The following is a 25,210-nucleotide window of genomic DNA, read 5'->3' as shown; positions in this document are numbered from 1 at the left end:
CCCTCCCGCCCCCGCGTTACCGAAGCGTCGGGTCCAGGCGGTCCCGCAGCCAATCGCCGATCAGGCTGACCGAGAAGGTCGTCAGCACGATGATGAAGGCCGGTGCCAGCAGGATCCAGGGCGCGCGGGTCAGATACTCGCGCCCGTAGCCCACCATGTTGCCGAGCGAGGTCGCCGGCGGCTGCACGCCCAGGCCGAGGAAGGACAGCCCGCTTTCCAGCAGGATGATCTCCGGGAAGGCCAGTGTCATCGACACGATCAGGGTCGAGGCGATGTTCGGCAGCACATGCCGCCCATAGATCCGCCAGGGCGAGGCGCCCAACTGGCGCACCGCCGCCGCATAGCCCTGGGCGCCGGCGCTGATCGCCAGCCCCCGCGCGATGCGGGCGTAGCGCTCCCAGGCGTGGAAGCCGAGCAACACGATGAACAGCGTCAGCGAATTGCCGAAGAAGGCGAGCACCGACAGCGCCAGGATCAGGAACGGCAGGCTGGCGGAGAAATCCACCAGTGCCAGCACCAGATGCTCGACCCAGCCACGGAAATGCGCCGCCAGGAAGCCGAGCGAGGTGCCGACAAACGCCCCGATCAAGGTGGCGCCAAAGGCGATCAGCAGGCTGAGCCGGATCGACACGATCAGCCGCGAGAGCACGTCGCGCCCGAGTTCATCGGTGCCGAGCGGATGCAGCCAGGGCCCGCCGAAGCCGATCGGCGCCGCCAGCCGGTTGCGCAGGTCGAGCGCGGTATAGGGGAAGGGCGAGATCAGATCGGCCGAGAAGGCGACGAGCAGCATCAGCACCAGCCAGGCAATCCCGAACAGCACCAGCGCCGGGATGGCCAGCGGGCGCCGGGGGCGCGTGGTGGCGGCGGGAAGGACCATGTCGCTCATCTCAATGCGCCCCTGCCGTACGGGTCGCGCGCAGTCGCGGGTCCAGCGCGCCATACAGAAGATCGACGATCAGATTGGCGATCACCATGGTCATCGCCACCAGCAGCAGGATGCATTGCACCACCGCGAGATCGCGGTTCGCCACCGCGACCACCAGCAACCGGCCAACGCCAGGCCAGGAGAAGACGCTCTCCACCACCACGGCACCGGCGATCAGGCTGCCGACCATGAAGCCGATGATGGTGACCGTCGGGATCGCCGCATTCGGCAGCGCATGATTGCGCACGACGGCGGCCCAGGGCACGCCCTTGGCGCTGGCGCTGCGGATGAAAGGCTGGCCCAGCACCTCCAGCATCGCGCTGCGGGTGAAGCGCGCGAGCACCGCCGCACCGCCGACGCCCAGGGTGATGACCGGCAGGATCGCATGGCGCCAGGACTCTTGGCCGCCCGAGGGCAGCCAGCCGAGTTGCACGGCGAAGACCAGCACCAGGATCAGCCCCAGCACGAAGGAGGGGATGGTGAACCCCGCCACCGCCATCACCATCACCATCCGGTCCGCCAGGGAATTGCGATGAAGTGCTGCATAGACGCCGGCCGGCACGCCGATCCCGATCTTGATCGCCAGCGCCGGCAAGGTCAGCGCCAGGGTGGCGGGAATACGCTCCGTCACCAGCACGATGGCATCGCGCCCGTCACGCATCGAACGGCCGAGATCGCCGTGGAAGATCGCGTTGAAGTAGCGGATATACTGGACCCACAGCGGATCATCGAGGCCCCAGGCGGCGCGGAAGGCGGCGATGGCCTCGGGGGGCGCATCCACGCTCATGATCAGCAGCGCGGGATCGCCCGACAGGCGCAGCACCACGAAGGCGAAGGTGACGACCAGAACGATGGTCACGATCGCCCGCAGCAGGCGAAAGCCAAGAAAGCGGAGCATCAGGCAGCAACCTTGAGAGAGACGGCATCGCCATGCACCAGATGGCAGGCGACGAGGCGGCCGTCGGAGGCGCGCGGCTTCAGCGCCGGGCTGACCTCGCGGCACATGGCCACGGCGACGGCGCAGCGGGGGTGGAAGGCGCAGCCGGTGGGGCGGTCGGCCGGGCTCGGCGGATCGCCTTGCAGCACGATGCGCTTGCCCTGCCGCCCCGGGGCGGGGATCGCGGAGACCAGCGCCTGCGCATAGGGATGCGCCGGTTCCTGCAAGACGCCATCGGGATCGCCTTCCTCGACGATCTTGCCGAGGTACATCACCGCGACCCGGTGGCTGACCTGGCGCACCACGCGCAGATCATGGCTGATGAACAGCAGCGCGGTGCCGCGCCGCGCCTGGATATCGGCCAGCAGGTTCATCACCTGCGCCTGGATCGAGACGTCGAGCGCGCTGATCGGCTCATCCGCCACGATCAGCGCGGGCTCGGTCGCCAGCGCCCGCGCCAGCACCGCGCGCTGGCGCTGCCCGCCCGAAAGCTCATGCGGATAGCGGCTCGCCTGTTCCTCCCGCAGCCCGACCGAGGTCAGCAGTTCGGCGACGCGCGCGGCGTGGTCGCCGGGGGTCGCGTGGATGACGAGGGGTTCGGCGATCTGCTCACCGATCGTGATGCGGCGGTCGAGCGCGCCCAGCGGGTCCTGGAACACGAGTTGCATCCGCGCGCGCAGCTTGCGCCAGGCATCGGTGCCGGGCTCCGGCATCGGCGCGCCGTCGAAGCGCACGCTGCCCTCATCCGGGGTTTCCAGCCCGAGCACGAGACGCCCCGCCGTCGATTTCCCGCAGCCGGATTCGCCGACCAGGCCCAAGGTTTCGCCGACCCGCAGGTCGAGCGAGACGCCCGCCACGGCCTCGACCGGCACGGTGCGGCCAAAGACGCCGCGGCGCATCACATAGCGCCGCACCAGCCCCTTTGCTTCGAGCAGAGGCGCCGTCATGCCGGCACCAGCGCGGCGCGCACCGGGGCCTCGGCGCGGATACAGGCGGCGCGGCGATCCAGACCCATCGGACGCAGGCCCGGCACGGCGGAATCGCAGGCGGCGATATGATGCGCGCAGCGCGGCGCGAAGGCGCAGCCGGGCGGCATGGCATTGGGATCGGGCACGCTGCCCGGGATCGCGGCCAGCGGCCGGCGCGGCCCGTCGATCGGCGGCAAGGCGCCCAGCAACCCGCGTGCATAGGGGTGCGACGGCGCGTGGAACAACGCATCCGCCGGCGCTTCCTCGACGATGCGCCCGGCATACATCACGCAGACCCGGTCACAGGTTTCCGCGACCACGCCGAGATCATGGCTGATCAGCACCAGCGCCATGCCCAGATCCCGCCGCAACGCGCCGAGCAATTCCAGGATCTGCGCCTGGATGGTGACGTCGAGCGCCGTGGTCGGCTCATCCGCCACCAGCAGTTCCGGCTGCCCGGCAAGGGCTATGGCGATCATCACGCGCTGGTTCTGCCCGCCGGACAGCTCATGCGGATAGGCATCGAGGCGGCGCGCGGCATCGGGGATGCCGACGAGGTCGAACAGCCGCTTGGCCTCGGCCCGGGCCGCCCCGCCGCGCATCCCGCGATGCAGGCGCAACGATTCCACCACCTGCGCGCCGACGCGATGCACGGGGTTCAGGCTGCTGGCCGGGTCCTGGAAGATCATCGCGATGCGGCCGCCACGCACGCTGTCGAGCACATGCGGGGCCGCGCCGAGGATCTCCTCGCCGGCGAGTTTCACGCTGCCGGCGACCTGCGCGCTTTTCGGCAGCAGCCCGAGGGCCGCGAGCCAGGTGACGGACTTGCCGCAGCCGGATTCACCGACGAGGCCAACCGCCTCGCCCATCCCGACATCGAGCGAAATGCCGCGCACCGCCGGCAGGCCATCGAAGCCGACGCGCAGGTCGCGCACGGAAACCAGAGGAACGTCGCGCATCTCAGACTCCCCAGTTGTCATTGCGGAAATCCATCACGAAGGTCTGCGATGACTTCCAGCCGAGGTCCCGGCGCTTGGCGGTGAAGTTCGTGTTCTGGTGCAGCACGGTCCAGGCCGGGTCCTCGCGCTCGGCGATCTCCAGCATCCGGCGCCAGGCGGCCTTGCGCGCCGGGCGGTCGGTGGAGGTTTCGAGCAGTTCGGACAGGTCGCCGAATTCCTCGTTGCGCCATTCATTGCTGATCCAGGCGCTGCCCTGGCGGCCGAAGTTCGGCGGCGTCTGCGCCACCGGATCGCCGAAGCTCGCACCCTGGGACCAGTCGCGGATGCCGCGCTGGGTCTCGCGGCTGGTGATCTGGGACCAGTTCTCGCGCATCTCGATCTGGATGTTCAGCCCGACCGCGCGCCAGCCCTCGACCATCACCTGCGCCGTCGGCGTCTGGTTGGTGTAGTAGTTGTTCAACAGGCGATAGGGAATCGGCTCACCCTTGTAGTTCGCCTCACGCAGAAGGCGGCGTGCCTCGGCCAGGTCGAACTTCGGCACGCTCCAGCCTTCGGCGAAGGTCTCGCCGAAGAACTCGAACTGCAGCCCGGGCGGCACACGCGTCTTGCCGGAGAACAGCGCATCGACGATCGCCTGGCGGTCGATGCTATGGGTGATCGCGCGGCGGACGAGCGGATTGGCCAGCACCGGATGCGATTTGTCGAAGGTCAGGACGCGGGTGTTGAGGATCGGCCCGCCGACGACCTCGTAGCGCGCATTGCTCTCCACGGTCGCGATCTGGTCGGGGGGGATATCGCAGGCGAAATCGGCCTCGCCCGAGAGCAGCATGTTGATGCGGCCGGAGACCTCGGGGACTTCGAGGAAGCGCAGCCGCCTGATCGGCGGGCGGCCGCCCCAGTAGTCGTCATGCGCCTCCAGCACCAGCACCTGGTCGGGGCGGAACTCGGCGACGCGGTAGGGGCCGGTGCCGATCGGCTTGCGCGCCCAATCGGTCCAGGATGCGGCCTCGGCGAAGCCGCGCTGGGAGCCGATGATGGCGGTGGTGCGCGACAGCCGGCCCTCCAGCGTCACATCCGGCACCTTGTTGATGAAGCGGACCGTGTGACGGTCAACGATCTCCATGCGCTCGAAGCCGGGGAAGCTGCGGCGGGCGATGGCGATGGCATCGCGCGGCGGCTCGTGCCCGGCCATGCTGCCGCCGCCGAACATGCGATCGGGGCCGAAGGAGAAGGCCACATCCTCGGCCGTCATCTCATCGCCATTGTGGAAGCGCACACCCTGCCGCAGCGTCATCTCCACCACGTTCTCGGACGGGCGGCGCCAGGAGGTCGCGAGCCCCGGCCGGATCGACATGTCGCCGGTCCAGTCGGTGCCGATCAGCGGTTCCGCATAGTTGAAGAAGATGCGGGTGCCGACGTTGGATTGTTCGCGCAGCATCTCCAGCAGATTGGAGTTGCTGATCTTCTGGACCGCGACCGTCACCGACGGCCGCTGATCCGATTGCCCGAGGGCGGGGGCGGCGAGCATCGCCGCCGCCGGCAGGGCAAGTGTCGTCCTGCGGCCGATGCGCGCCGCCATCTCAGCGGCCCCAGTTGCCGGGACGGAAGTCCATGGCGAAGGCGGGTGCCACCTTCCACGCCACATCCTTGCGCTTGGCCGTGAAGGTCGCGTTCTGGTGCAGCACCGTATAGGCGGGGTCTTCGCGTTCGCAGATTTCCAGCATGCGGCGGAACACCTGCTTGCGGCGCGGACGGTCGATGCTGGTCTCCAGCTCGACCGAGAGGCGGTTCATCTCCTCATTGGTCCATTCGCCGACCTGCTGCTGCTGGCCATTGGGGCCGTGCTGGTTGACGATGGAGGAGACGGGGTCGTTGAAGGGCGCGCTGTTCGACCAATCGCGCACACCGCGCTGGCTGTTGCGGTCGAAGATCTGCGTCCAGTTCTCCTTCATCTCGATGACGACGTTCAGCCCGGCCTGGCGCCACATCTCCACCAGCACCTGGGCCGTCGAGGTCTGGTTGGTGTAGTAGTTGTTCAGCAGGCGATAGGGGATCGGCTCGCCGCGGTAGTTCGCCTCGCGCAGCAGGCGGCGGGCCTCGGCCAGGTCGAACTTCGGCACATCCCAGTCGTTGATGTACATCTCGCCATAATACGGCCACTGTAGGCCCTTCGGCACGATGGTGCGGCCGGCCCAGAGGCTGTCCACGATCGCCTGGCGATCGATCGAATGGGTGAAGGCGCGGCGGACCAGCGGGTTGGCCAGGACCGGATGCGTCTTGTCGAACACGGTGAGGCGGTGGTTCAGGATGGTGCCGCCCAGGACCTCGAAGGCGCGGTTGCTTTCGATGGCGGGAATCTGGTCGGGGGGGATGTCGCAGGCGAAGTCGTATTCGCCGGTCAGCAGCCCGTTGATGCGGCCGGAGACTTCGGTGACCTCGACGAAGCGGATCTGCTTCAGCGGCGGGCGGCCGCCCCAATACTCGTCATGCGCGACCAGGGTCAGCGACTGGTCGGGCCGGTAGTCGGCGACCTTGTAGGGGCCGGTCAGGATCGGCTTGCGCGCCCAGTCGAGCCAGGTCTCGGCTTCCGTGAAACCGCGGCGGCTGATGATCTCGCTGCCGTAGCGGGCGAGGCGGCCTTCCATGGTGACGTCGGGTGTCTTGTTGATGAAGCGGACGGTGTATTTGTCCACCGCTTCCACCCGCTCCAGCGCCGGCCAGTTGCGCAGGGCGACGGCCGGGACTTCCGGCGGCAGGGTGTTGCCGGCACGGCCGGGCATCGTCTCGGTGGTGAACAGCGTGCGGCCCTGCGGCGCATCGCCGCTGTTGCCGAACATGCGCTCGCGGCCGAAGGTGAAGACCACGTCCTCGGCGGTCATCTCATCGCCATTGTGGAACTTCACGCCCTGGCGGAGCTTCAGCTCCACCGTGCGGTCGTCGAGGCGGCGCCATTCGGCCGCCAGCGACGGCGTGTTGCCGAGGTCGCCGAGCCAGTTGCGGCCGATCAGCCCTTCCCAGAGCGAGGTGAAGAAGATGCGTTCGCCGACGTTGGACTGTTCGCGCAGAACCTCCAGCGTGTTGGAATTCGCGGTCTTCTGCACGGCGATGGTGATCGACCGGCGGGTGTCCGACTGGCCGATGGCGAAGCGCGGCAGCAGCAGCGAGGCGCCGGCCAGACCGGCGCCGACCAAGGTGGAACGACGGGACGTGATCATGGGGTGGTCCTCTCCTCAAGGCCTTGGGGTGTCGCACGGAAGTGCGTCAGGGTTCGGTCGGCATGGCGAAGACGCAGCGACAACGCCTTCTGGGCATAGGTCGCGACGACCGAGGCGTGGCCGGGATCTTCGGCCAGGTTCCGGAACTGCTGCGGGTCGGCTTCCAGATCGAAGAGCAGCGACGGCAAGGCCGCGAAGTGCACGTATTTCCACTTCGCGTCCTGCACGACGCAGAGCGAGCATTCATCCATCGCAAGCCCGAGATCGCCCTCGGGCTTGGAGTAGAAGATGTCGCGGAAATCGAACTCGTAATGCATCACATCGCGCCAGGGATGCGACGCACCGCCCTCGATCAGCGGCAGCAGCGAACGGCCGTCGCAGGCGCGGGGGATGGTGCCGCCGACCCAGTCCAGGATGGTCGGCATGACATCGACGCTTTCGGTGAAGGCGGCTTCGATGCGGCCGGCTTCCTGCGGGCGGTCGGGATCCTTGACCACCAGCGGAATGCGGAAGCTTTCATCGAAATAGCCGAGCTTGCCGAGCAGGTGATGGTCGCCAAGCTGTTCGCCGTGGTCGGAGGTGAACACGATCATCGTGTCCTCCCACTGCCCGGTCTCATCCAGATGCTCGAACACCCGGCCGAGGCAGTCGTCGACCTCGGTCATCATGCCGCAATAGGTCGCGCGCATCTGCGCGATATCCGCCTCGTCCAGCTCCGCGGCCGCGCCGCCGGCGCGCTCGAAGAAGGAGGCCTGGCGGATGCTGCGCAGGTAGAAATCCAGCATCGGATGCTGTTCGGATTCCGCCTCGACGCTCGCGGCCCGCACGACCGGCGGCATATCCTCCGGCCGGTACATGGTGTGATAGGGCGCGGAGGCGACGAAAGGCGGATGCGGGCGGTAGTAGCCGAGGTGCAGGAACCAGGGCTTGTCGCCGCGGCCCTTCAGATAGGTCAGCGCGCGCTCGGTGAAGAAGGAGCTGTCCGACAGCTCGGCCGGCAGGCGGGACGGGCGGGAGGTGGCGCCGGGCACGGCGTCCTCGCCCTCCGGCAGCCAGACATCGGCGCGGCGCGCGGGCAAGGGAAAGCCCTTGTGCGCCAGCCAGCCGAAATAGCCTTCCATATTGGGATCGAAGGCGCCGACGCTGCGAAACCCGTCCATCAGGTCACCGAGGGTGGTGAAGCGCGGGTCCTTGGGGCCGGTGGTGCGCGGGTCGGGGGTGGTGGTGGTGTAGCCGATCAGCGCGGGGTCATAGCCCGCGTTCCGCAGCGCCCGGCCGAGGCCCATGTGCCGCGCATCCAACGGCACGGTGTTCTGCACCGCGCGGTGGTTCATCTGGTACAGGCCGGTCAGCAGCGAGGCACGCGCCGGGCCGCAGGGGACGGTCGTCGTCACATGATTGCGAAAGGTCACCCCTTCCCGGCACAGCCGGTCCAGGTTGGGGGTCCGCAGAAAATCCGCCCCAAGCACGGGCATGAAGTCCGCCCGCCATTGATCCACAACAATAAGCAGCACATTGCGCCGACCCGGCATCCCAACCCCCAAAGCAACTGACGGGGCGCGGGTTAGACCCTGGGGATGGCGGGCAGATGATGGTCCGGTTGCAATCCCGTGACGGTGGGCCGCTGAGCGCGCGGATGTGGCCCGGCGCCTCGACAAGCGGGGTCAGTCGTCGATATCCGGCCCCGGGCCACAAGGCGGGCTTGCCACCGCCGGGAGGCGAGGCTAGGAGTGCGCCCAAGATGCTGCCGTAGCTCAGTGGTAGAGCACTCCCTTGGTAAGGGAGAGGTCGAGAGTTCAATCCCCTCCGGCAGCACCATTCCTCTGCACTTCGCCGTGTGATCGCCCGGCACGGGGCCCCACCGCGCGCGGAATTGCGTCGACTCCCCCGAGATTTCCGCTAGACGCAATGTTTACCTTCCCCAGGCAGGGCCGCGCCTCGCCGCGCGTTCCGCCGCGAGATCGGAATCACTCGCGGTTCCGAGGGATTGGCGGAACTCAACCGCCCCCCCCAACCGCAATGGAGGAATAGACTCTGTCCACTCGCCGCTTCCTCCTTTTCACCGTCGCCACCCTCTCCCTCCTGCCGCCGGCGCGCCGGGCCGCCGCGGCCGACATCCTGCGTATCGGCGGCACCGGCGCGGCGACGGCGCTGATGACCTATCTCGCGGTGGCCTTCACGGCGAAGACCGGAATCGGCGTCCGGGTTATCCCGAGCCTGGGCAGCAGCGGGGGCATCCGCGCCGCGGCGGATGGGCTGGTGGACATCGCCCTGTCGGGCCGCCCGCTCTCCGCCGCCGAAACGGCCCGCGGCCTGAGGATGGCCGGCGCCATTCGCACGCCCTATGTCTTTGCCACCTCCCACCCCGCGCCGCCGAGCATGACGCCGGAGGCCATCGTGGCGGCATTCCAGTCGCCGCGGATGAACTGGCCGGATGGGTCGCGGATCAAGGTGGTGCTGCGCCCGCGGGCCGAAAGCGACAATCAGGTCATGATCGCGCTCTTGCCCGGCATGGACGCGGCGCTGGATGCCGCGCGCCGACGGCCGGAGCTGCCGACCGCGGCGACCGACCAGGACAATGCCGATATGGCGCTGGACCTCGGGGGGTCGCTGATCGGCGCCACGCTGACACAGATGTTGATGGAACACCGCGACCTGCGGCTGATTCCGATCAATGGCGTCACCCCCACCGCCGAAGCCCTGCGCAGCGGCGCCTATCCTTTCGCCAAGGACCTGCACCTCGTGCACTTCCAGGTGCCGAGCGAGCCGGCTGTGGCCTTCATGCGGTTCATGCGGAGCCCCGAGGCCATTGGTCTGCTGAACGAGGCCGGGTGCCTGCCCGGCGCCAACTGAGCCCCGCCATGATCCTGTCCTTGAGCCAGCTACAAATCCGGACCCTGATCCGCGGTGCCGGCCTTGCCCTGGCCGTCATCATCGCGGTCGGGCTGCCGGCCGGGTATTTTGCCGTCGGCGCCATCGACATCGGCCATACCGCGGCGCTCAAGGCCAGGCTGAGCTCCGATCGCGTCGCCCGCTACATCTACGCGCATGAGGAGCTGTGGCAGTACCAGCATGTGCGCCTGCTCGAGCTCATCGAATTCCCGCCGGACCATGGCGTGCAGCCGCGCATGCGGATCGAGGACACGGCCGGCCGCATGGTCGTCCAGGAATCGGGCGCGCTGCTGTCCCCCACCCATGAACTGCGCGTTCCCGTCGTGGTCGGCGGCGAGACCATCGCCTGGCTGGCCGCGGACACCAGCCTGCGGCCGCTGCTGATCGAAACCGGCTATGTCGCCCTTTTCGGCCTGCTGCTGGGCCTGCTCGAATGGTTCGCGATGCTCCTTTTGCCGCTGCGGGCGCTGGACAAGACACTGTCCGCCCTTTCCACCCAGAGCGCGCGGTTCCAGGCGGCCCTGAACAACATGACGCAGGGGCTGTGCATGTTCGACGGGCAGAACCGGCTGATCGTGCACAACCGGCGCTTCGACGAGATGTTCGGCGCGCCCGACCCCGAGGCCGCCCGGTCGGGCAGCGTGGCGATCGGGATGCTGCGTGAGCGGGGGCTCGGCGGCTCCGCGCGGTTGGACGGCCTCGAAGGCGGCACACATGAGCTGATCGACGGGCGGGTGATCCAGGTCTCCCACCAGGCGATGGCGGAGGCCGGCTGGGTCGCGACCTATGAGGACGTCACCGAGCGCAGGCGTTCGCATGAGCGCCTGTTGCACATGACGCGGCATGACGCGCTGACCGGCCTGCCGAACCGGACGCTGTTCCGCGAGCAGATGGAGCGGCGGCTGTCGCATGGCGGCGCCCCGAGCCGGATGGCGGTGCTCTGCATCGATCTCGATGGGTTCAAGGGCGTCAATGATTCGCTCGGCCATGCCGCGGGGGACGAGTTGCTCCGCGTGGTCGCCCGCCGCCTGCGCGATGCGACGCGGGAGGCGGATATCGTGGCGCGGCTCGGCGGCGACGAATTCGCCGTCATCACGGAGCTGGAGCAACCCGCCGAGCTGGAGGCGCTGGCCGCCCGGCTCGTGGGCGCGCTCCAGGCCCCCTTCCAAATCCAGGGCCAGGTCGTCGCCATCGGCGCCAGCATCGGCGTGATGCCGAGGAGCGAGACGCAGGCCACGGCCGATGAGCTGTTGCGGAATGCCGATATCGCCCTCTACCGCGCCAAGGCCGAGGGTCGGGGCACCTGGCGCTTCTTCGAGCCCGGCATGGATGCCGAAATCCTGAAGCGCCGGCAGTTCGAGGCGGAGCTGCGCCGCGCCCTCATCGAGGAGCAGTTCGAACTCCACTACCAGCCTTTGCTGGCGGCCGAGCCCCAGGCCCTGGTCGGGTTCGAGGCGCTGGTCCGCTGGCGGCATCCGCGGCGCGGCCTGGTGCAGCCGGGGGAATTCATCCCTTTGGCCGAGGAGATCGGCCTGATCAAATCGATTGGCGCCTGGGTGCTGCGCAAGGCCTGCGCCGACGCCGCCAAATGGCCCAGCCACATCAAGATCGCGGTCAACCTCTCGCCCCTGCAATTCATGGACGGCGATCCGGTGCGGGACGTGGAGCTGGCGCTTGCGGCCTCCGGCCTGCCGGCCGAACGGCTGGAGCTGGAGATCACCGAATCCGTGCTGCTGCAGGACAATGAAACCACTTTGTCCAGCCTGCACCGCCTGCATGCCATGGGGGTGCGTATCTCCATGGATGATTTCGGGACCGGCTATTCCTCGCTGAGCTATCTGCGCCGCTTCCCCTTCGACAAGATCAAGATCGACCGGTCCTTCGTCCATGCGCTGGCGCAGGACACCGGCAGCATCGCCATCGTCCGCGCGGTCATCGGGCTCGGCAAGGCGCTCGGCATGGATGTGCTGGCCGAGGGCGTGGAGACCGCGGAACAGCTCAGGATCCTCAAGCTCGAGGGCTGCGACGAGTTGCAGGGCTATTTGTTCAGCAGGCCGCAGCCGGTGCAGGATGTGGCGGAGATGATCGCCCGCTATGCCCAGGGGGCCAGCACGGCCGAGGCCTGAAGCGGCTCAATGCCGCTCCATCCCCGTGCGTTCGATCACCGCAAACCGGCCGCCAGATCGGGAGCTCCCAATGTCCGACGCCCTCCTCATGCGCCGCCTGCAAGTGGCCGAACTCGTGCAGAACTGGGCCGTGTGGCGGGATGCCGGCGACTGGGAGCGCTTCGCCACCTGCTGGCATGACGATGGGCGCATGATGGCGACCTGGTGCCAGGCGCCGGCCGCGGAATTCATCGAAGCCTCCAAGGCGGGATGGGCGAAGGGGGTCTCGATCCTGCATTTCCTGGGCGGGTGTTCGGTCGATCTCGCCGGACGGCGCGCCATCGCGCAGACCAAGATGACGATCAGCCAGCGCGCTGAGGTGCATGGCGTGCTCGTCGATGTCGTCTGCACCGGGCGCTTCCACGATTTCATCGAGGAACGCGACGCGCCGGACGGCCCCCGCTGGGGCATCGTGCTGCGCCAGCCTATCTATGAGAAGGACCGCATGGACCCGGTCGATCCCGCGGCGCGGCTGGCACTCGACCCCGCGCTGCTGCGGCGCTTCCCGGAGGGGTACCGGCACCTCGCCTACCTCCAGACCGGGATCGGCTATGCGGTGAAGACCGACATGCCCGGGCTGAAGGGCGATCGGGTCCAGGCGCTCTACGCCGCCGGGGGCCGCTGGCTGGCCGGCGCGCCGCATGGCTGGGAGGAGTAGCCAGCCCCACTTGAACCCGCTTGCGCCGGATCAAATACCTTGCCCCCGGCTTCGTGGCAGACTCCACCGCTTCGATGCTTGGCCGCGTAAAGTGGGAGGGCGTAAGACATGGAAACGAATCGGCATATGGAAGAGGTCATCGTCCGGCGCGCGCCGGTGACGATGCGCCCCGACACCACCGTTCAGGACGCCTGCCGCGAGATGCGGGCCCAACGGATCGGCGCCGTGCTGGTCACGGATGTTCAGGGCCATCTGCTCGGCATCTTCACCGGCCGGGATGCGGTCTGCCGGATCGCCGCCGAGGGCCGCGACGCGGCCAAGACGACGCTGGCGGAGGTGATGACCGAGCACCCCGACACCATGGGTCCGCAGGCGCGGGCGGTCGAGGCGCTGCGCGTCATGCGCGATGCCGGCTTCCGCCACATGCCCGTGGTCGAGGGCGACCGCCTGCTCGGCGTGGTCTCGCGCGGCGATTTCCAGGCGACCGAGGAGGCGCGGCTGGAGAATGACACCTATCTGTGGGAGCGGCTGTGACGCGCCCTGCCCCATGCGGTCTTGATACGGATCAAGGCGGGGATGGCGGATCGCCCTAGGGTCCGCCACCAACGCAGCCTCGCGGGAGAAGACCAATGCCGATCAAGGACATCCTCGTTCACCTCGATTCCACACCGGCCTCCCCGCGGCGCCTTGAGCTGGCGGCAGGCCTGGCCCGCCGATTGGACGCGCATCTGATCGGTCTCTTCGTCATCGACGTGCAGATCCCCGTCTTCGCCGGGGGCGAGGCGGGTGCGAGCACCGCGATGGCGGAGATGATGACCCGAATGCAGGAAAGTGCCGCGGCCGAGGCCGCGAGCGCCGAAACCCTGTTCCGCGAATGCCTGCGGCGCGAGGCCCTGCGCGGGGAATGGCGGCAACAGGACGGGCTGACCCCCTGGATCGTGGCCACCAACGCCCGCTATGCGGATCTGGTGATCGTCGGCCAGCCCGATCCCTCGGGCTCCGGGCTGACCGGCCCGGCTACGGTCGAGGCGGCGCTGTTCGACAGCGGCCGGCCGGTGCTGATGGTGCCCTACGCCGGGCGGTACGAAGGCCCGGTCCGCCGCGCTTTGATCGCCTGGAACGCCAGCCGCGAAGCCGCGCGCGCGGTGCATGACGCGCTGCCTTTGCTGGCCGGCGCCGAGGCGGTGACGGTGTTGGTCATCGACCCCGACCCCCATGCCGAGGAGAACCGGGGGGAGCCCGGCGCCGATATCGCCCAGCACCTTGCCCGGCATGGGCTGAAGGTCACCGTGCGCCATGTCATCCGCGGTGAGATCTCGACCGGCGAGACCCTGCTGAACGAGGCGGCCGACATGGATGCCGACCTGATCGTCATGGGCGGCTACGGTCATTCGCGGCTGCGCGAATTCGTCCTCGGCGGGGCGACACGGACCCTGCTCGGCCAGATGACGGCGCCGGTTCTCATGTCCCACTGAGCAGGCCGCGGGGGCCACGGTCCCCGCGGCGGCCCGTGGTTGACGTGCCTGTGGTTGACGTGCCCGTGAAAACGTTTCATCGTTTCCAAAGGCACAGAGCCAGAGGAAACACATGTCCCCAAGCGCAACGGTGCGTGTTGGCATCGACGTAGGTGGCACCTTCACCGATGTCGTGCTGATCGAGGAAAACGGCCGCGTCCACACCGTCAAGGTGCCGACGACCCCGGCCGATCGCGTGATCGGCGCGGTCGCGGGATTCCGGCGCATCATCGAGGTCTCCGGCGTTCCCGCCGAGCGCATCGGCTTCGTCGGGCATGGCTCCACCATGGCGACCAATATGATCGTCGAGGGCACCGGCGCGCCCACGGCGCTGGTCACCACGCGCGGCTTCCGCGACGTGCTGGAGCTGCGCCGCATCGCCCGGCACGACCGGGCCGACCTCTATGACCTGATGTTCGACAATCCGCGCCCGCTGGTGGCCCGGCGGCATCGCTTCGAGGTCACGGAACGGCTGGACCATCGCGGCAACGTCACGGTCCCCCTCGATATCGGGGAGCTGGAGCAGGTCGCCAAGGCGATCGCCGTCAGCGGCGTGAAGGCCGTGGCGGTGTGCTTCCTGCACTCCTTCCTGAACCCCGCGCATGAGCGCGCCGCGGCCGCCCTGCTGGCCGAGCGGCTGCCGAGTTGCTTCGTCACCGCCTCCTGCGACATCAACCCCGAGATGGGGGAATATGAGCGCACCAGCAGCACGGTGATGAACGCCATGCTCGGGCCGGTCTGCGCGCATTACATCCGCACCCTCGGCGGGCGGCTGGCCGAGGTCGGCTTTGGCGGCGAGCTGCTGTTCATGACCTCCAACGGCGGGCTCGCCCATGCCGATCTGGTCGCGGCGCGGCCGGTGCTGCTGGCCGAATCCGGCCCGGCCGGCGGGGTCAGCGCGGCGCTGCGGCTGTGCGAGCGCAGCGGCATGCCGGATGCGATCCTCGGCGACATGGGCGGCACCACCTTCGATGTCTCGCTGGTGCGGGGCGGGCGGCCGGAGCTGCGCACCTCCAGCCTGCTGCACAGCTACACGCTGCGGGCGCCGACCATCGACATCGATTCCATCGGTGCCGGGGGTGGCTCCATCGCCTGGATCGACGCCGGCGGCGGTGTCCGCATCGGCCCGCAAAGCGCGGGTGCCGATCCCGGCCCCGCGTGCTATGGCCGCGGCGGCACAAAGCCGACGGTGACCGACTGCAACCTGATCCTCGGCTACCTCGATCCCGCGACCTTCCTGGAGGGCAGTTTCCGGCTCGACCTCGCGGCGGCGCGGGAGGCGATCCGCGAACATCTTGCCGTGCCGCTCGGGCTTTCGATCGAGGAAGCAGCCCTCACCGTGCGCTCCGTCGCCAATGCGCTGATGGCGCAGGCGATGCGGCTGATGACGGTGGAACGCGGCCATGATCCGCGGGAGTTCACCTACCTTTGCTACGGCGGCGCCGGGCCGGTGCATGCGATCGACCTGGCGCGGGAGCTGGAAATGCGCCGCGTCGTCATCCCGCCCGCGCCGGGGCTGTTCAGCGCGCTGGGAATGGTGCTCGCGGATCGCCAGGTGGATCGCCAGGCGGCGCTGGAACGCGAACTCTCCACCCTGGATGGCGACGCGCTGGAGGATGGCTTTCGCACGCTCGAAGGCCAGGTGCGGGAGGCGCTGCGCGCTGGTGGCGCCACCGACTGCACGACGCAGGTGATGCGCCGCCTGGACTGCCGCTACGCGGGCCAGCCCGACGCGATCTCCTTCGACCTGCCGGAAGGCGGTTTTGCCGCCGTCCGAGACGCCTTCGAGACGGCGCATCGCCGCTTGTGGAACTTCGACAAAGCCGACCAGCCCGTCATCGTCAACAACCTGCGCGTGGAGGGCCGCGCGCCCACCGGCTGGCGGGGCGAGATGCTGATGGGGGCCACGGTCGCCAAGCCGGAGCCCTGGCGCCAGCGCGCGGTCTATGCCGATGGCGCCTTCCACGACCTGCCGGTCTATCGCCGGGCCGACCTGCCGCCGGGGATGGTGCTCGCCGGCCCGGCCGTGATCGAGGAGCAGAGCAGCTGTGTCGTGCTCGGCGCCCGCGACACCGCCCGCGTCGATTCCGCGCTGAACCTGTCGATCGAATTGTGAGGACGCACCCGTGGACATCGTGACCTACGAGATCCTCCGCAACGGACTCTACGCCTGCGCCCGCGAAATGAAGATCGCGATGATGCGGACGGCCGGCAGCCCCATCGTGCATTCGGGCGGCGACGCCTCGGCGGCGGTGTTCGATGCCGAGATGCAGCTTGTCGCGCAGGGCAATGACATCCCGACCATGCTGGGCTCGGCGGTGATCTCCACCAAGGCCTCGGTCGAGGCGATCGGCCGTGACCGGCTGCGGCCGGGCGATGTGATCGTCAGCAACGACGCCTACCTCGGCGGCGGCAACCACCAGCCGGATGTGCAGTTCACCCGCCCCGTCTTCGTCGATGGCCAGATCATCGCCTTCGTCATGACACGCGGGCATTGGACCGACATCGGCGGCCAGGCCCCCGGCTCCTACACCGCCATGACCTGGGACATTTTTGCGGAAGGCGTGCGCATCCCGCCTGTCCTGCTCTACCGCGATGACAAGCCGGTCGAGGATGTGATGACCCTGATCGTGCAGAACACGCGCGATCCCTCGGTGCGGCTGCTGGATATCCAGGCGCAATACGCGGGCTGCTTCGTGGGTGACCGGCGAATCGCGGCGATGGCGCGCAAGCATGGCGTCGATGCGCTGCGCGATGCCATGGCCCGCGCGCTGGATCATTCCGAGCGGCTGATGCGGGAAGCGATCCGCCAGATCCCCGATGGCGTCTACGAAGCCGAGGATAAGGTCGAGCCCGTCGCCGGCCCGGCCGGCTGGCCGACCGCCGAGATCCCGATCAAGGTGAAGATCACGAAGTCCGGCGATTCCATCCACTTCGACTACGCCGGCACCGGCCCGCAGACGCGCGGTGGCATCAACTGCCCCTTCTCCGTGACCTGCAACAGCACCTGGTTCACGGTGAAGGCGATCACGGATGTCTCCATCCCGATCAACCAGGGCTGCTACCGTCCGGTCTCGATCGATGCGCCCAAGGGCAGCCTGGTGAATTGCTCCTTCCCGGCCTCCGTGGTCGCGGGCAACACCGAAACCTCGCCGCGGCTGATCGACCTGCTGCTGCGGGCGCTGGCCCCGGCGGTGCCGAGGCGCGTGGTCGGGCAGAGCAATTGCGGCGCCTTCTCCGGCGTCTTCGGTGGCCCCGATCCGGATGCGGAGCGCGTGCGCCGCACCGGCCGCCCCTTCGTCGGCATGATCGATCCGCATGCCGGCGGCATGGGCGCGCGGCCGGACAAGGATGGCGTCAACGGCATCCGCGTCTATGTCGGCAATGCCGGCAGCACCGCGGTCGAATTGATCGAGCAGACCTCGCCGTTGACCGTCGAGGAATGGTCGTTGGTCCCCGATACCGGCGGCGCGGGCGAGTTCCGTGGCGGCCTCACCTCCCGCCGCGTCTATCGCGTCGAGTATGACGAGGCGACCTTCACCGTCTGCGGCGAACGCGGCATCCATCCCCCGCTCGGCCAGTTCGGTGGCGAGGCCGGCAGCACGTTTCGGTGCGAGATCCGGCGCGCTGACGGCAGCACCGTCCGGGTGCCCGCCAAGTCCGGGCATGAGATCGTGCATGCTGGCGACCAGGTTTTGTTGCAGCCCGCCGGCAGCGGCGGCTATGGCGACCCCGCGCTGCGCAAGCGCGAACGCATCCTGGATGATCTGCGCGATGGCTATGTGACCGTGGCCGGTCTTGGCGTTCCCTCGGCCGAGGCCGAGGCGCTGCTGCGGGAGGCCGGTCTTGGCTGACCCAGCCCCCCTGCCCCTGGCCGGCATGTTCGTGGTGGAGATCGGCCATAGCCTGGCCGGTCCCTTCGCCGGCATGGTGCTGGCCGACCTCGGCGCCACGGTGCTGAAGGTCGAGAACGCGGGCAAGGGCGACCATGCCCGCGACTGGGGCCCGCCCTTCGCGGCCGGGGCGGCGGTGCTGTTCCACGCCGTCAATCGCGGCAAGCGCAGCCTGCGCGCCGATCTGCGCGATCCCGGCACGGCCGCGGCCCTGCGCGCGCTCATCCTCGACCGCGCCGATGTGGTGTTGCAGAACCTGCGCGTCGGCACGCTGGACGCCGTCGGGCTGGGTGGCCCGGCGCTGACCGAGGCCAAGCCGTCCCTGGTCTATTGCAACATCGGCGCCTTCGGCCACCGCGGCCCGCAGCGCAACGACCCGGGCTATGATCCGCTGATCCAGGCGGCGAGCGGGCTGATGAGCATGCTCGGCCATCCGGGCGAGCCGGCGAGCCGCGTGCCGGTCGCGATCAACGACATCGGCACCGGCATCTGGGCAGCACTCGGCATCCTCGCCGCCCTGCTGCGCCGCAAGGACACCGGGCGCGGCGGCATCGTCGATGTGTCGCTCTACGAAACCGCGCTGGCCTGGCTCACCGTGCCGGCCTCCGACTATCTCGCGAGCGGCTTGCTGCCGGAGCGCCTCGGCTCCGGCGTCGGCAATATCGTGCCGCACCAGGCCTTCGATTGCGCCGATGGGCCGATCATGATCGCGGCGGGAAACGACCTGCTGTTCGCGCGGCTCTGTGCCGCACTCGGCTTGCCGGGGCTCGCGACCGATCCGCGCTTCGCGACCAATGGCGGCCGCGTCGCCAATCGCACTACCCTCATCGTCCTGCTGGCCGAGGCGGTGCGGCTGCGCACCACGCAGGAGCTGAGTGCGGCCCTCGCCGCCGCCGGGGTGCCCTGCGGCCCGGTCCTGACCCTGGACGCCGCTTTGGCGCATCCGCAGACCCAGGCGCTCGGCATGCTCGCCGCCACGCCGGAGGATGGGGTGCGGACGGTGGCCCTGCCGGTGTCCTTCGACGGGCACCGGCCGCCGCTGGCCGGCCGCGCGCCGCGCCTCGGCGAACACCAGCACATGCTTGCCACCGCACCCATCAAGGAGGACGCGCCATGAGGCTCGCCGAACTCGACCGGCCCTTCCAGACGCTCGCCATTGCCGAGCCCAGCGAGGGCGTGCTTCTGGTCACGCTGAACCGCCCCGAACGCGCCAATGCGATGAGCAGCACGATGGGCGAGGAGATCATCGCCGTCTTCAACGCGCTGGAGGTCGTGCCCGACGCCTATCGCTGCGTCGTGCTGACCGGGGCGGGCGAGCGCGTCTTCTGCGCCGGCGCCGACCTGAAGGAGCGCGACGGCATGAGCGATGCCGACTTCTCGCGCCAGCACTACATGTTCGAGCGGATGATGCGCGCGCTGCTCGCCTGCCCGGCGCCGCTGATCGGGGCGATCAATGGCGCGGCCTTCGCGGGCGGGCTCGAAATCGCGATGTCCTGCGACTTCTGCTACGCCGTGAACACCGCCCGTTTCGCGCTGACCGAGGTGACCCGCGGCATCATGCCCGGCGGCGGCGGCACGCAGCATCTGCCGCGCGCGATCGGCGCCCGCCGCGCCAAGGAAGCCATCTTCACCGGCGAGCCCTTCACCGCCGAACAGGCGCTGGCCTGGGGCATCGTGAACCGGCTGTGCGAGCCCGGCCGCGTGCTGGAGGAGGTGCTCGCCACCGCCGCCCGTATCTGCGCCAACGCGCCGATCTCCGTGCGCCAGGCGAAGAAGTCGGTGGACAACGGTCTGCAGACGGATCTGCGCACCGGCATGCTGTTCGAGATCGAAGCCTACTACCAGCTGATCCCGACCGACGACCGGCGTGAGGGCATCGCCGCCTACAACGAGAAGCGGCCGCCGCGTTTCAAGGGCGCCTGACCCGCACCGGGCAGGCTGTGGACCAAGGAAAAGGGAGGAAAAAAACATGACCGATCATAAAGGCACCATCACCTCGCCGAGCCGCCGTGCGCTGCTCGGGGCGGCAACCATCGCGGCCCTCCCCGGGCTGGCGAGCCCGGCCGTGGCGCAGGGCGCCTGGCGTCCCAACCGGCCCGTGCGCGTGCTGGTGCCCTATCCGCCCGGTGGCGCCACCGACATGCTGGCGCGGCTGATCTCGCAGAATCTCGGCGCCAAGCTCGGCCAGTCGCTGGTCATCGAGAACCGGCCCGGCGGCAGCGGCGTCGTGGCCACCATGGGCCTGCTGGCCTCGCCGCCGGATGGCCATGCCGTGCTGCTGGCCACCGCCGATACCCATACCGTGCTGCCGGCCGCGAACCCGCGCCTGCCCTACAATGTCGCCGAATTCGTGCCGGTGACGGGTGTGGCCAGCGTGGTCTTCGCCCTGGTGACCCGGCCCGGCCTGCCGGTGACATCGGTCAGCCAACTCGTGGAACTCGCCAAGAACACGCCGCAGCCGCTGACCTATGCCTCCTACGGCGTCGCCAGCGCCTCGCATGCGGCCGGGGAGATGTTCTGCCTCGCCTCCGGCACCACCATGGTCCACGTCCCCTACCAGGGCGCCGGCCCCGCGGTCCTGGCCATCACCGCCGACCAGGTCGATGTGATGATGGTGCCGGTCGCCGTCGCCAACCCGCAACGGGCACGGCTGCGCATGCTCGCGGTCGCCAGCGCCGAGCGCTTTGCCATGGTGCCGGATGTGCCGACGATGGCCGAGGCCGGCCTGCCCATGGTCGCCGACGCCTGGATCGGGCTGCTCGCCGCCCCGGGCACCACGCCTGCCATGGCCGAGGCCCTGAACGCCGCCGTGCAGGAGGTGCTGGCCACCCCCGAGTTCGGGAATGTGCTGCGGACCAACGGCTTCACCAAGCTCGCCTACGGCCCCACGCGCTTCGCGGAATTCCTGCGGCAGGAATCCGCGCGCTGGGGCCAGGTGGTCCGGGAGGCGCATATCACCATCGAGAGCTGACCGCCCCCGCCCATGGGGGGATGCGCGCGGGCGAGATCTGGGACAGTCTCGCCCGCATGCGAACAGCACGGGATGCATCGGCATGACGCTTCGGCCGCCGGCCGGCCGCAAGGGCGAGACGCCAAATGGCGTACCGACGATCCGCGATGTCGCGCGGCTTGCCGAGGTGTCCATCGGCACCGTCTCCCGCGTCATCAATGACAGCGCCAATGTCGGGGTGGAGCTGCGCGGTCGCGTGGAAAAGGCCGTGCGGCAGCTCGGCTTCACGCCCGATGCCTCCGCCCGCAGCCTGCGTGGCGGCGCCACGCGCTCCTTCGCCTGCGTCGTCCGCGACCTGACCGTCCCGGTGCTGGCGCGCTTCGCCGATGCCATGCAGCGTGAACTCGATGCGCGCGGCCATGCGCTGTTCGTCGCCTCCTCCTACCACACCTTCGCGCGGGAACGGGATCTGCTGCGCAGCTTCGAGCTGCGGCGGGTGGATGGGCTGGTGATCGCCACCTCCTCCGAACGCAGCCCGCATCTGCTGGGGCTGCTGAATCGCTGCCGCGTGCCGATCACGCTGCTGGATCGCGCGGCACCCGCCAATCTCGATGCGGTGACGGTGGATCATGCCTCGGGCTCGCAGGAGGCGATCGCGCATCTGCTGAGCCTGGGTCATCGGCGGATCGCCTTCATCTCCGGTGAGCCGTCGCTGAGCCCGACCCGGGAGCGGCTGCGCGGCTACTCGGAGGCGCATGAGGCGCAGGGCGTGCCGGTGCTGCCGGGGTTGCTGCGCCTGGGCAGCTTTGCCACCGAATATGGCTTCGAATCCGCGCTGGAGCTTCTGTCCGGGCCCGATCGCCCGACGGCGATCTTCGCGGCCGGCACGGCGCTGCTGCCGGGTGTGCTGCGCGCGGTGCGCCAGCTCGGGCTGTCGATCCCGCGCGACCTGTCGATCGCGGCGGGGGCGGACAGCGAATTGGCCGAGTTCCACTCGCCGCCGATCGCGGTGGTGCGTTGGGACCATGGTGAGCTGGGTGCTGCCGCCGCGCGCTTCCTGCTGGACCGGGTCGGCACCCCCGACCTGCCGCCGCGGCGGTTCCAGGCGCGGACGACGATGCTGCCCCGCGCCTCCTGCGCCCGCCCGCCCGAGGGCTGACGGGCGCGACGTTGCCGCCTATTGGATCAGGATGCCGGCGCTGCGCGCGATCTCCGACCAGGTGGTCACCTGGTTGCGCAGGAACACCGCGGTCTCCTCCACGGTCGTGTACCGCGGATACAGGCCAAGGGCGCTGATGCGCTGCTTGAAGCCGTCGGAGGCAAGGGCCCGGCGCAGCCCATCGGAAATCTGCGCAACCAGCTCCTCCGGCACCCGCGCCGGCACGACGATGGAGTTGAACACCCCGGCCGGGTAGTTGCCCATCGAGGGCACGCTCTCCGTCACCGTCGGGGTATTGGGGAAGTCGGGAAGGCGGTGCGGATAGAACACCGCCAGCAGCTTCAGCGCGCCCGATTGCACATGCTGCCGGTCGTCCGACCAGCTTCCCACGCGAAAGTTGACGCGGCCCGAGACGACATCGGGAAAGGCCGCGGCATCGCCGGGATAGGGCACATGCTCCAGCCGGATGCCGGTTTCCCGCGCCAACAACTCGCCCGACATGTGCGCGACGCTGCCCGGCCCGGCCGTGGCGAAGGTGAGCTCCCGCGTCCGCGCCAGGGCGATCACCTCGGGCAGCGTGCTCGCCGCGAAGCCCGGGCTGAGACGATATCGAGCGGGGCATCGGCGAAGACCGTGATCCCGCGGAAGTCGTTCAGCGTGTCGTAGGGCAGGTTCGTGCGGGTCGCGGCATTGACCACGAAGGAGCCGCCGGCGAAGGCCAGGGTATAGCCATCCGGGGCGGCCCGGGCGACCGCGGCGGTGCCGATGATGGTGCCGCCGCCCGGCCGGTTGTCGATCAGCACACGCTGGTTCCAGACTTTCTGGAGTTCTTCCGCCAGGATCCGGACCGCGATGTCCGAAGGGCCACCGGCGGTATAGGGGACCATGATCGAGACCGGCCGGGACGGGTAATCCGACGCCGCCTGCGCGGCCCCCATCGCGCCAAAGAGAAGTGCTGCCATCATGCCTAGGAGTTTTCGCATCTTCGGTTCCTCCCCGATGCAGAGCCTTTTACGGCTTCTTTCGACGGATCCCGGGGTGAGCAGCGCCACATGCCGGATCGGCGCGTGCCACCCACCGCGCATCATCGCGGTAACGGAGCTGAATCGCGGAAATGCCTATAGCGCGGCCCTGGTCCGCCTGGGCGAGCGGGCCCTTGGCGAGCGCGCGGTGGTCGAGACCTTCGGCCTGCCGCCCGGCACCTATGGCGGGAAGGCGGTTTCGGTCTCCCTCGGGAATGCCTTCATCTATCACCGCATCCTGGATCGCATCATCGACCAGGCGATCACCGCCGAGCGCGAGGGGTATGACGCCTTCATCATCGGCTCCTTCAGCGAGCCTTTCCTGGCCGAGATCCGCGCCGTGGTGGACATCCCCGTGGTGTCGATCTTCGAGACGACGCTCCTGGTCGGATGTTCGCTCGGCACCAAGCTTGGCTTCGTCACCACCTCGGGCGATGTGAAGGGCATGATCGAGAAGACGCTGCCGCAGCATGGTCTGGGGTCGCGCGTCGCGGCGGTGCTCGCGCTCGACCCGCCGCTGGAGGGCAAGGCGTTGCATGCCTCCTTCGAGACGCCGGAGCCGATGCTGACGGGTTTCGAGCGCGCCGCCGAACGCGCGCTCGCGATGGGCGCCGATGTGCTGATCCCGGCCGAGGGGATCATCGCCGCCCTGCTCACGGACCGCGGCATCTTCCGCTTCCGCGACGCCCCGGTCATGGATGTCTTCGGTGTCACCTGGAGCTATGCCTGCATGCTGGCCGAGCTGCGGGCCAGCAGCGGGCTCGGCGTCACCCGCCGCGGCCGCTACGCCCCGCCCGACCCCGAGCTGTTCCGACGCCTCACCGAGGGCCGCTCGTCGTGAAGGTGGTGGTGCTCGACGATTACGCCGATGCGCTGCGCCAGGTGATCGGCCTCTCCTCGCTCACGGGGCATGCGGTCACCATCTTCCGCGACACGGCCAGGACGGCCGATAGAATGGTGGAGCGATTGGCCGATGCGGAGGCGGTGCTGCTGATCCAGCAGCGCTCCCGCCTGCCGCGCGCGGTGATCGAGCGCCTGCCGAAGCTGCGGCTGGTCAGCCAGACCGGGCGCAACACCGGGCATATCGATCTCGACGCCTGCACCGAGCATGGGATCGTGGTCTCCGCGCGCGGCACCGGGCAGTCCAGCGCCACCGCCGAGCTGACCTGGGGGCTGATCCTGGCCGCGCTGCGGGATATCCCGCGCGAGGCGCAGCGCCTGCGCGATGGGCTGTGGCTCGACTCGATCGGCACGACGATCTCGGGCAAGACGCTTGGCGTCTATGGCTTCGGCGCGATCGGCAGCCTGGTCGCCAGCATCGGCAAGGCCTTTGGCATGCGGGTGGTTTGCTGGGGGCGGGAGAGCGCGAACCAGCGGGCCCGCGAGGCCGGCTTCGCCGTCGCGGAGGATCGCGACGCGCTCTTCGCCACCGCCGATGTGCTCAGCCTGCATCTGGCACTCAATGATGAGACGCGTGGCATCGTGTCGGCGGTGGATCTGGCGCGGATGAAGCCGGATGCGCTGCTGGTGAACACGGGGCGCGCGGGGTTGATCGCGCCGGGGGTGCTCGCCGCCGCCTTGGCTGCCGGCAGGCCCGGGCGCGCCGCCGTCGATGTCTTCGACGACGAGCCGGTGCTGGGCGCGGCGGACCCGTTGATCGGCATGGCCAATGCGCTGTGCACGCCGCATCTCGGCTATTCGGTGCGCGAGATGTATGGCCCGCTGCTGACCAACGCGACTGACCAGATCAAGGCTTTTGCCGCGGGGCGTCCGATCGATGTGGTCAACCCCGCCGTGCTCACGCGATAGAGCGGGATGCGTTTAGGTTCGATTGTATCCTGAATGGGTGAAATAGTTGGTGCATTCCGCGGGTGTGTAGGTGTCGAGGAGAGTGCCGATGGTAGCGCAGACGGCGTCGCTGGTGCGCGCGGCGGCCTTGCGCAGCAGGTGTTT

20 protein-coding genes, 1 tRNA gene and 1 pseudogene are annotated in these 25,210 nt (G+C 69.1%); 14 read left to right on the top strand and 8 right to left on the bottom strand.

Going from position 1 to position 25,210, the window contains the following annotated elements:
• Positions 1-16: 16 nt before the first annotated feature.
• The 7 genes from C8P66_RS14420 to pehA are packed head-to-tail and all read right to left on the bottom strand — an operon-like array spanning position 17 to position 8,536.
• Positions 17-886: an ABC transporter permease gene (locus C8P66_RS14420; RefSeq protein WP_111398979.1), complete on the bottom strand. Its 870-nt coding sequence runs from the start codon at positions 884-886 to the stop codon at positions 17-19.
• Between the two features lies 1 nt (position 887).
• Complete coding sequence (locus tag C8P66_RS14415) at positions 888-1,823, bottom strand: ABC transporter permease (protein WP_211314151.1); 936 nt, start codon at positions 1,821-1,823, stop codon at positions 888-890.
• The gene (locus C8P66_RS14410; protein ID WP_111398978.1) at positions 1,823-2,809 is read right to left on the bottom strand and encodes an ABC transporter ATP-binding protein; all 987 of its coding nucleotides are present in this window, start codon (positions 2,807-2,809) and stop codon (positions 1,823-1,825) included. The genes C8P66_RS14415 and C8P66_RS14410 overlap by 1 nt, the downstream gene beginning before the upstream one ends.
• Positions 2,806-3,789, bottom strand: a complete 984-nt coding sequence (locus C8P66_RS14405) for an ABC transporter ATP-binding protein (protein ID WP_111398977.1) — start codon at positions 3,787-3,789, stop codon at positions 2,806-2,808. Before C8P66_RS14405 ends, C8P66_RS14410 begins: the two co-directional genes overlap by 4 nt.
• 1 nt (position 3,790) lies before the next feature.
• Complete coding sequence (locus C8P66_RS14400) at positions 3,791-5,368, bottom strand: ABC transporter substrate-binding protein (protein WP_111398976.1); 1,578 nt, start codon at positions 5,366-5,368, stop codon at positions 3,791-3,793.
• A gap of 1 nt (position 5,369) precedes the next feature.
• Positions 5,370-7,004: an ABC transporter substrate-binding protein gene (locus C8P66_RS14395; protein ID WP_111398975.1), complete on the bottom strand. Its 1,635-nt coding sequence runs from the start codon at positions 7,002-7,004 to the stop codon at positions 5,370-5,372.
• Positions 7,001-8,536, bottom strand: coding sequence for a phosphoric/sulfuric ester hydrolase PehA (pehA, locus tag C8P66_RS14390; RefSeq protein WP_111398974.1), 1,536 nt, complete (start codon positions 8,534-8,536; stop codon positions 7,001-7,003). Before pehA ends, C8P66_RS14395 begins: the two co-directional genes overlap by 4 nt.
• Positions 8,537-8,747: 211 nt before the next feature.
• On the opposite strand from pehA, the gene C8P66_RS14385 reads away from it, so the two are divergent.
• From C8P66_RS14385 to C8P66_RS14330, 12 genes are all read left to right on the top strand, one after another.
• Positions 8,748-8,822 (top strand) — tRNA-Thr (locus C8P66_RS14385).
• Between the two features lie 216 nt (positions 8,823-9,038).
• The gene (locus C8P66_RS14380) at positions 9,039-9,857 is read left to right on the top strand and encodes a substrate-binding domain-containing protein (RefSeq protein ID WP_111398973.1); all 819 of its coding nucleotides are present in this window, start codon (positions 9,039-9,041) and stop codon (positions 9,855-9,857) included.
• A 20-nt stretch (positions 9,858-9,877) separates the two neighbouring features.
• Positions 9,878-12,022, top strand: a complete 2,145-nt coding sequence (locus C8P66_RS14375) for a putative bifunctional diguanylate cyclase/phosphodiesterase (protein WP_211314150.1) — start codon at positions 9,878-9,880, stop codon at positions 12,020-12,022.
• 70 nt (positions 12,023-12,092) lie between these two features.
• Entirely contained in the window at positions 12,093-12,719 is a 627-nt protein-coding gene (locus C8P66_RS14370) for a nuclear transport factor 2 family protein (protein WP_111398971.1), read from the top strand.
• 108 nt (positions 12,720-12,827) lie between these two features.
• Complete coding sequence (locus tag C8P66_RS14365) at positions 12,828-13,253, top strand: CBS domain-containing protein (protein ID WP_111398970.1); 426 nt, start codon at positions 12,828-12,830, stop codon at positions 13,251-13,253.
• A gap of 95 nt (positions 13,254-13,348) precedes the next feature.
• Complete coding sequence (locus tag C8P66_RS14360) at positions 13,349-14,194, top strand: universal stress protein (protein WP_111398969.1); 846 nt, start codon at positions 13,349-13,351, stop codon at positions 14,192-14,194.
• A gap of 112 nt (positions 14,195-14,306) precedes the next feature.
• Positions 14,307-16,349: a hydantoinase/oxoprolinase family protein gene (locus tag C8P66_RS14355; RefSeq protein WP_111398968.1), complete on the top strand. Its 2,043-nt coding sequence runs from the start codon at positions 14,307-14,309 to the stop codon at positions 16,347-16,349.
• A 10-nt stretch (positions 16,350-16,359) separates the two neighbouring features.
• Positions 16,360-18,087, top strand: coding sequence for a hydantoinase B/oxoprolinase family protein (locus C8P66_RS14350; RefSeq protein ID WP_111398967.1), 1,728 nt, complete (start codon positions 16,360-16,362; stop codon positions 18,085-18,087).
• Positions 18,080-19,243: a CaiB/BaiF CoA transferase family protein gene (locus tag C8P66_RS14345; RefSeq protein WP_211314149.1), complete on the top strand. Its 1,164-nt coding sequence runs from the start codon at positions 18,080-18,082 to the stop codon at positions 19,241-19,243. Before C8P66_RS14350 ends, C8P66_RS14345 begins: the two co-directional genes overlap by 8 nt.
• Positions 19,240-20,049: an enoyl-CoA hydratase-related protein gene (locus C8P66_RS14340; protein WP_111398965.1), complete on the top strand. Its 810-nt coding sequence runs from the start codon at positions 19,240-19,242 to the stop codon at positions 20,047-20,049. Before C8P66_RS14345 ends, C8P66_RS14340 begins: the two co-directional genes overlap by 4 nt.
• 46 nt (positions 20,050-20,095) lie before the next feature.
• Positions 20,096-21,097, top strand: coding sequence for a Bug family tripartite tricarboxylate transporter substrate binding protein (locus tag C8P66_RS14335; RefSeq protein ID WP_111398964.1), 1,002 nt, complete (start codon positions 20,096-20,098; stop codon positions 21,095-21,097).
• 82 nt (positions 21,098-21,179) lie between these two features.
• Positions 21,180-22,235 (top strand): LacI family DNA-binding transcriptional regulator, encoded by a 1,056-nt coding sequence (locus tag C8P66_RS14330; RefSeq protein WP_158537254.1) that lies wholly within the window; start codon positions 21,180-21,182, stop codon positions 22,233-22,235.
• 18 nt (positions 22,236-22,253) lie between these two features.
• Here the strand turns inward: C8P66_RS14330 and C8P66_RS24390 are convergent.
• Positions 22,254-23,122: pseudogene (locus C8P66_RS24390) on the bottom strand (Bug family tripartite tricarboxylate transporter substrate binding protein).
• Between the two features lie 151 nt (positions 23,123-23,273).
• Here C8P66_RS24390 and C8P66_RS14315 point away from each other — a divergent pair.
• Both C8P66_RS14315 and C8P66_RS14310 read left to right on the top strand, forming a co-directional pair.
• Positions 23,274-24,098 (top strand): aspartate/glutamate racemase family protein, encoded by an 825-nt coding sequence (locus tag C8P66_RS14315; RefSeq protein WP_146422868.1) that lies wholly within the window; start codon positions 23,274-23,276, stop codon positions 24,096-24,098.
• Between the two features lie 2 nt (positions 24,099-24,100).
• A complete protein-coding gene (locus C8P66_RS14310; RefSeq protein ID WP_211314148.1) occupies positions 24,101-25,066 on the top strand; it encodes a D-2-hydroxyacid dehydrogenase family protein in 966 nt (321 codons plus the stop codon).
• The last annotated feature ends 144 nt before the right edge of the window (positions 25,067-25,210 follow it).

It is taken from the genome of Humitalea rosea, from assembly GCF_003253705.1.
GTDB classification, from domain to species: domain Bacteria; phylum Pseudomonadota; class Alphaproteobacteria; order Acetobacterales; family Acetobacteraceae; genus Humitalea; species Humitalea rosea.
The sequence above is the reverse complement of the archived record's forward strand: the minus strand, read 5'-3'. Positions and strand labels throughout refer to the sequence as shown.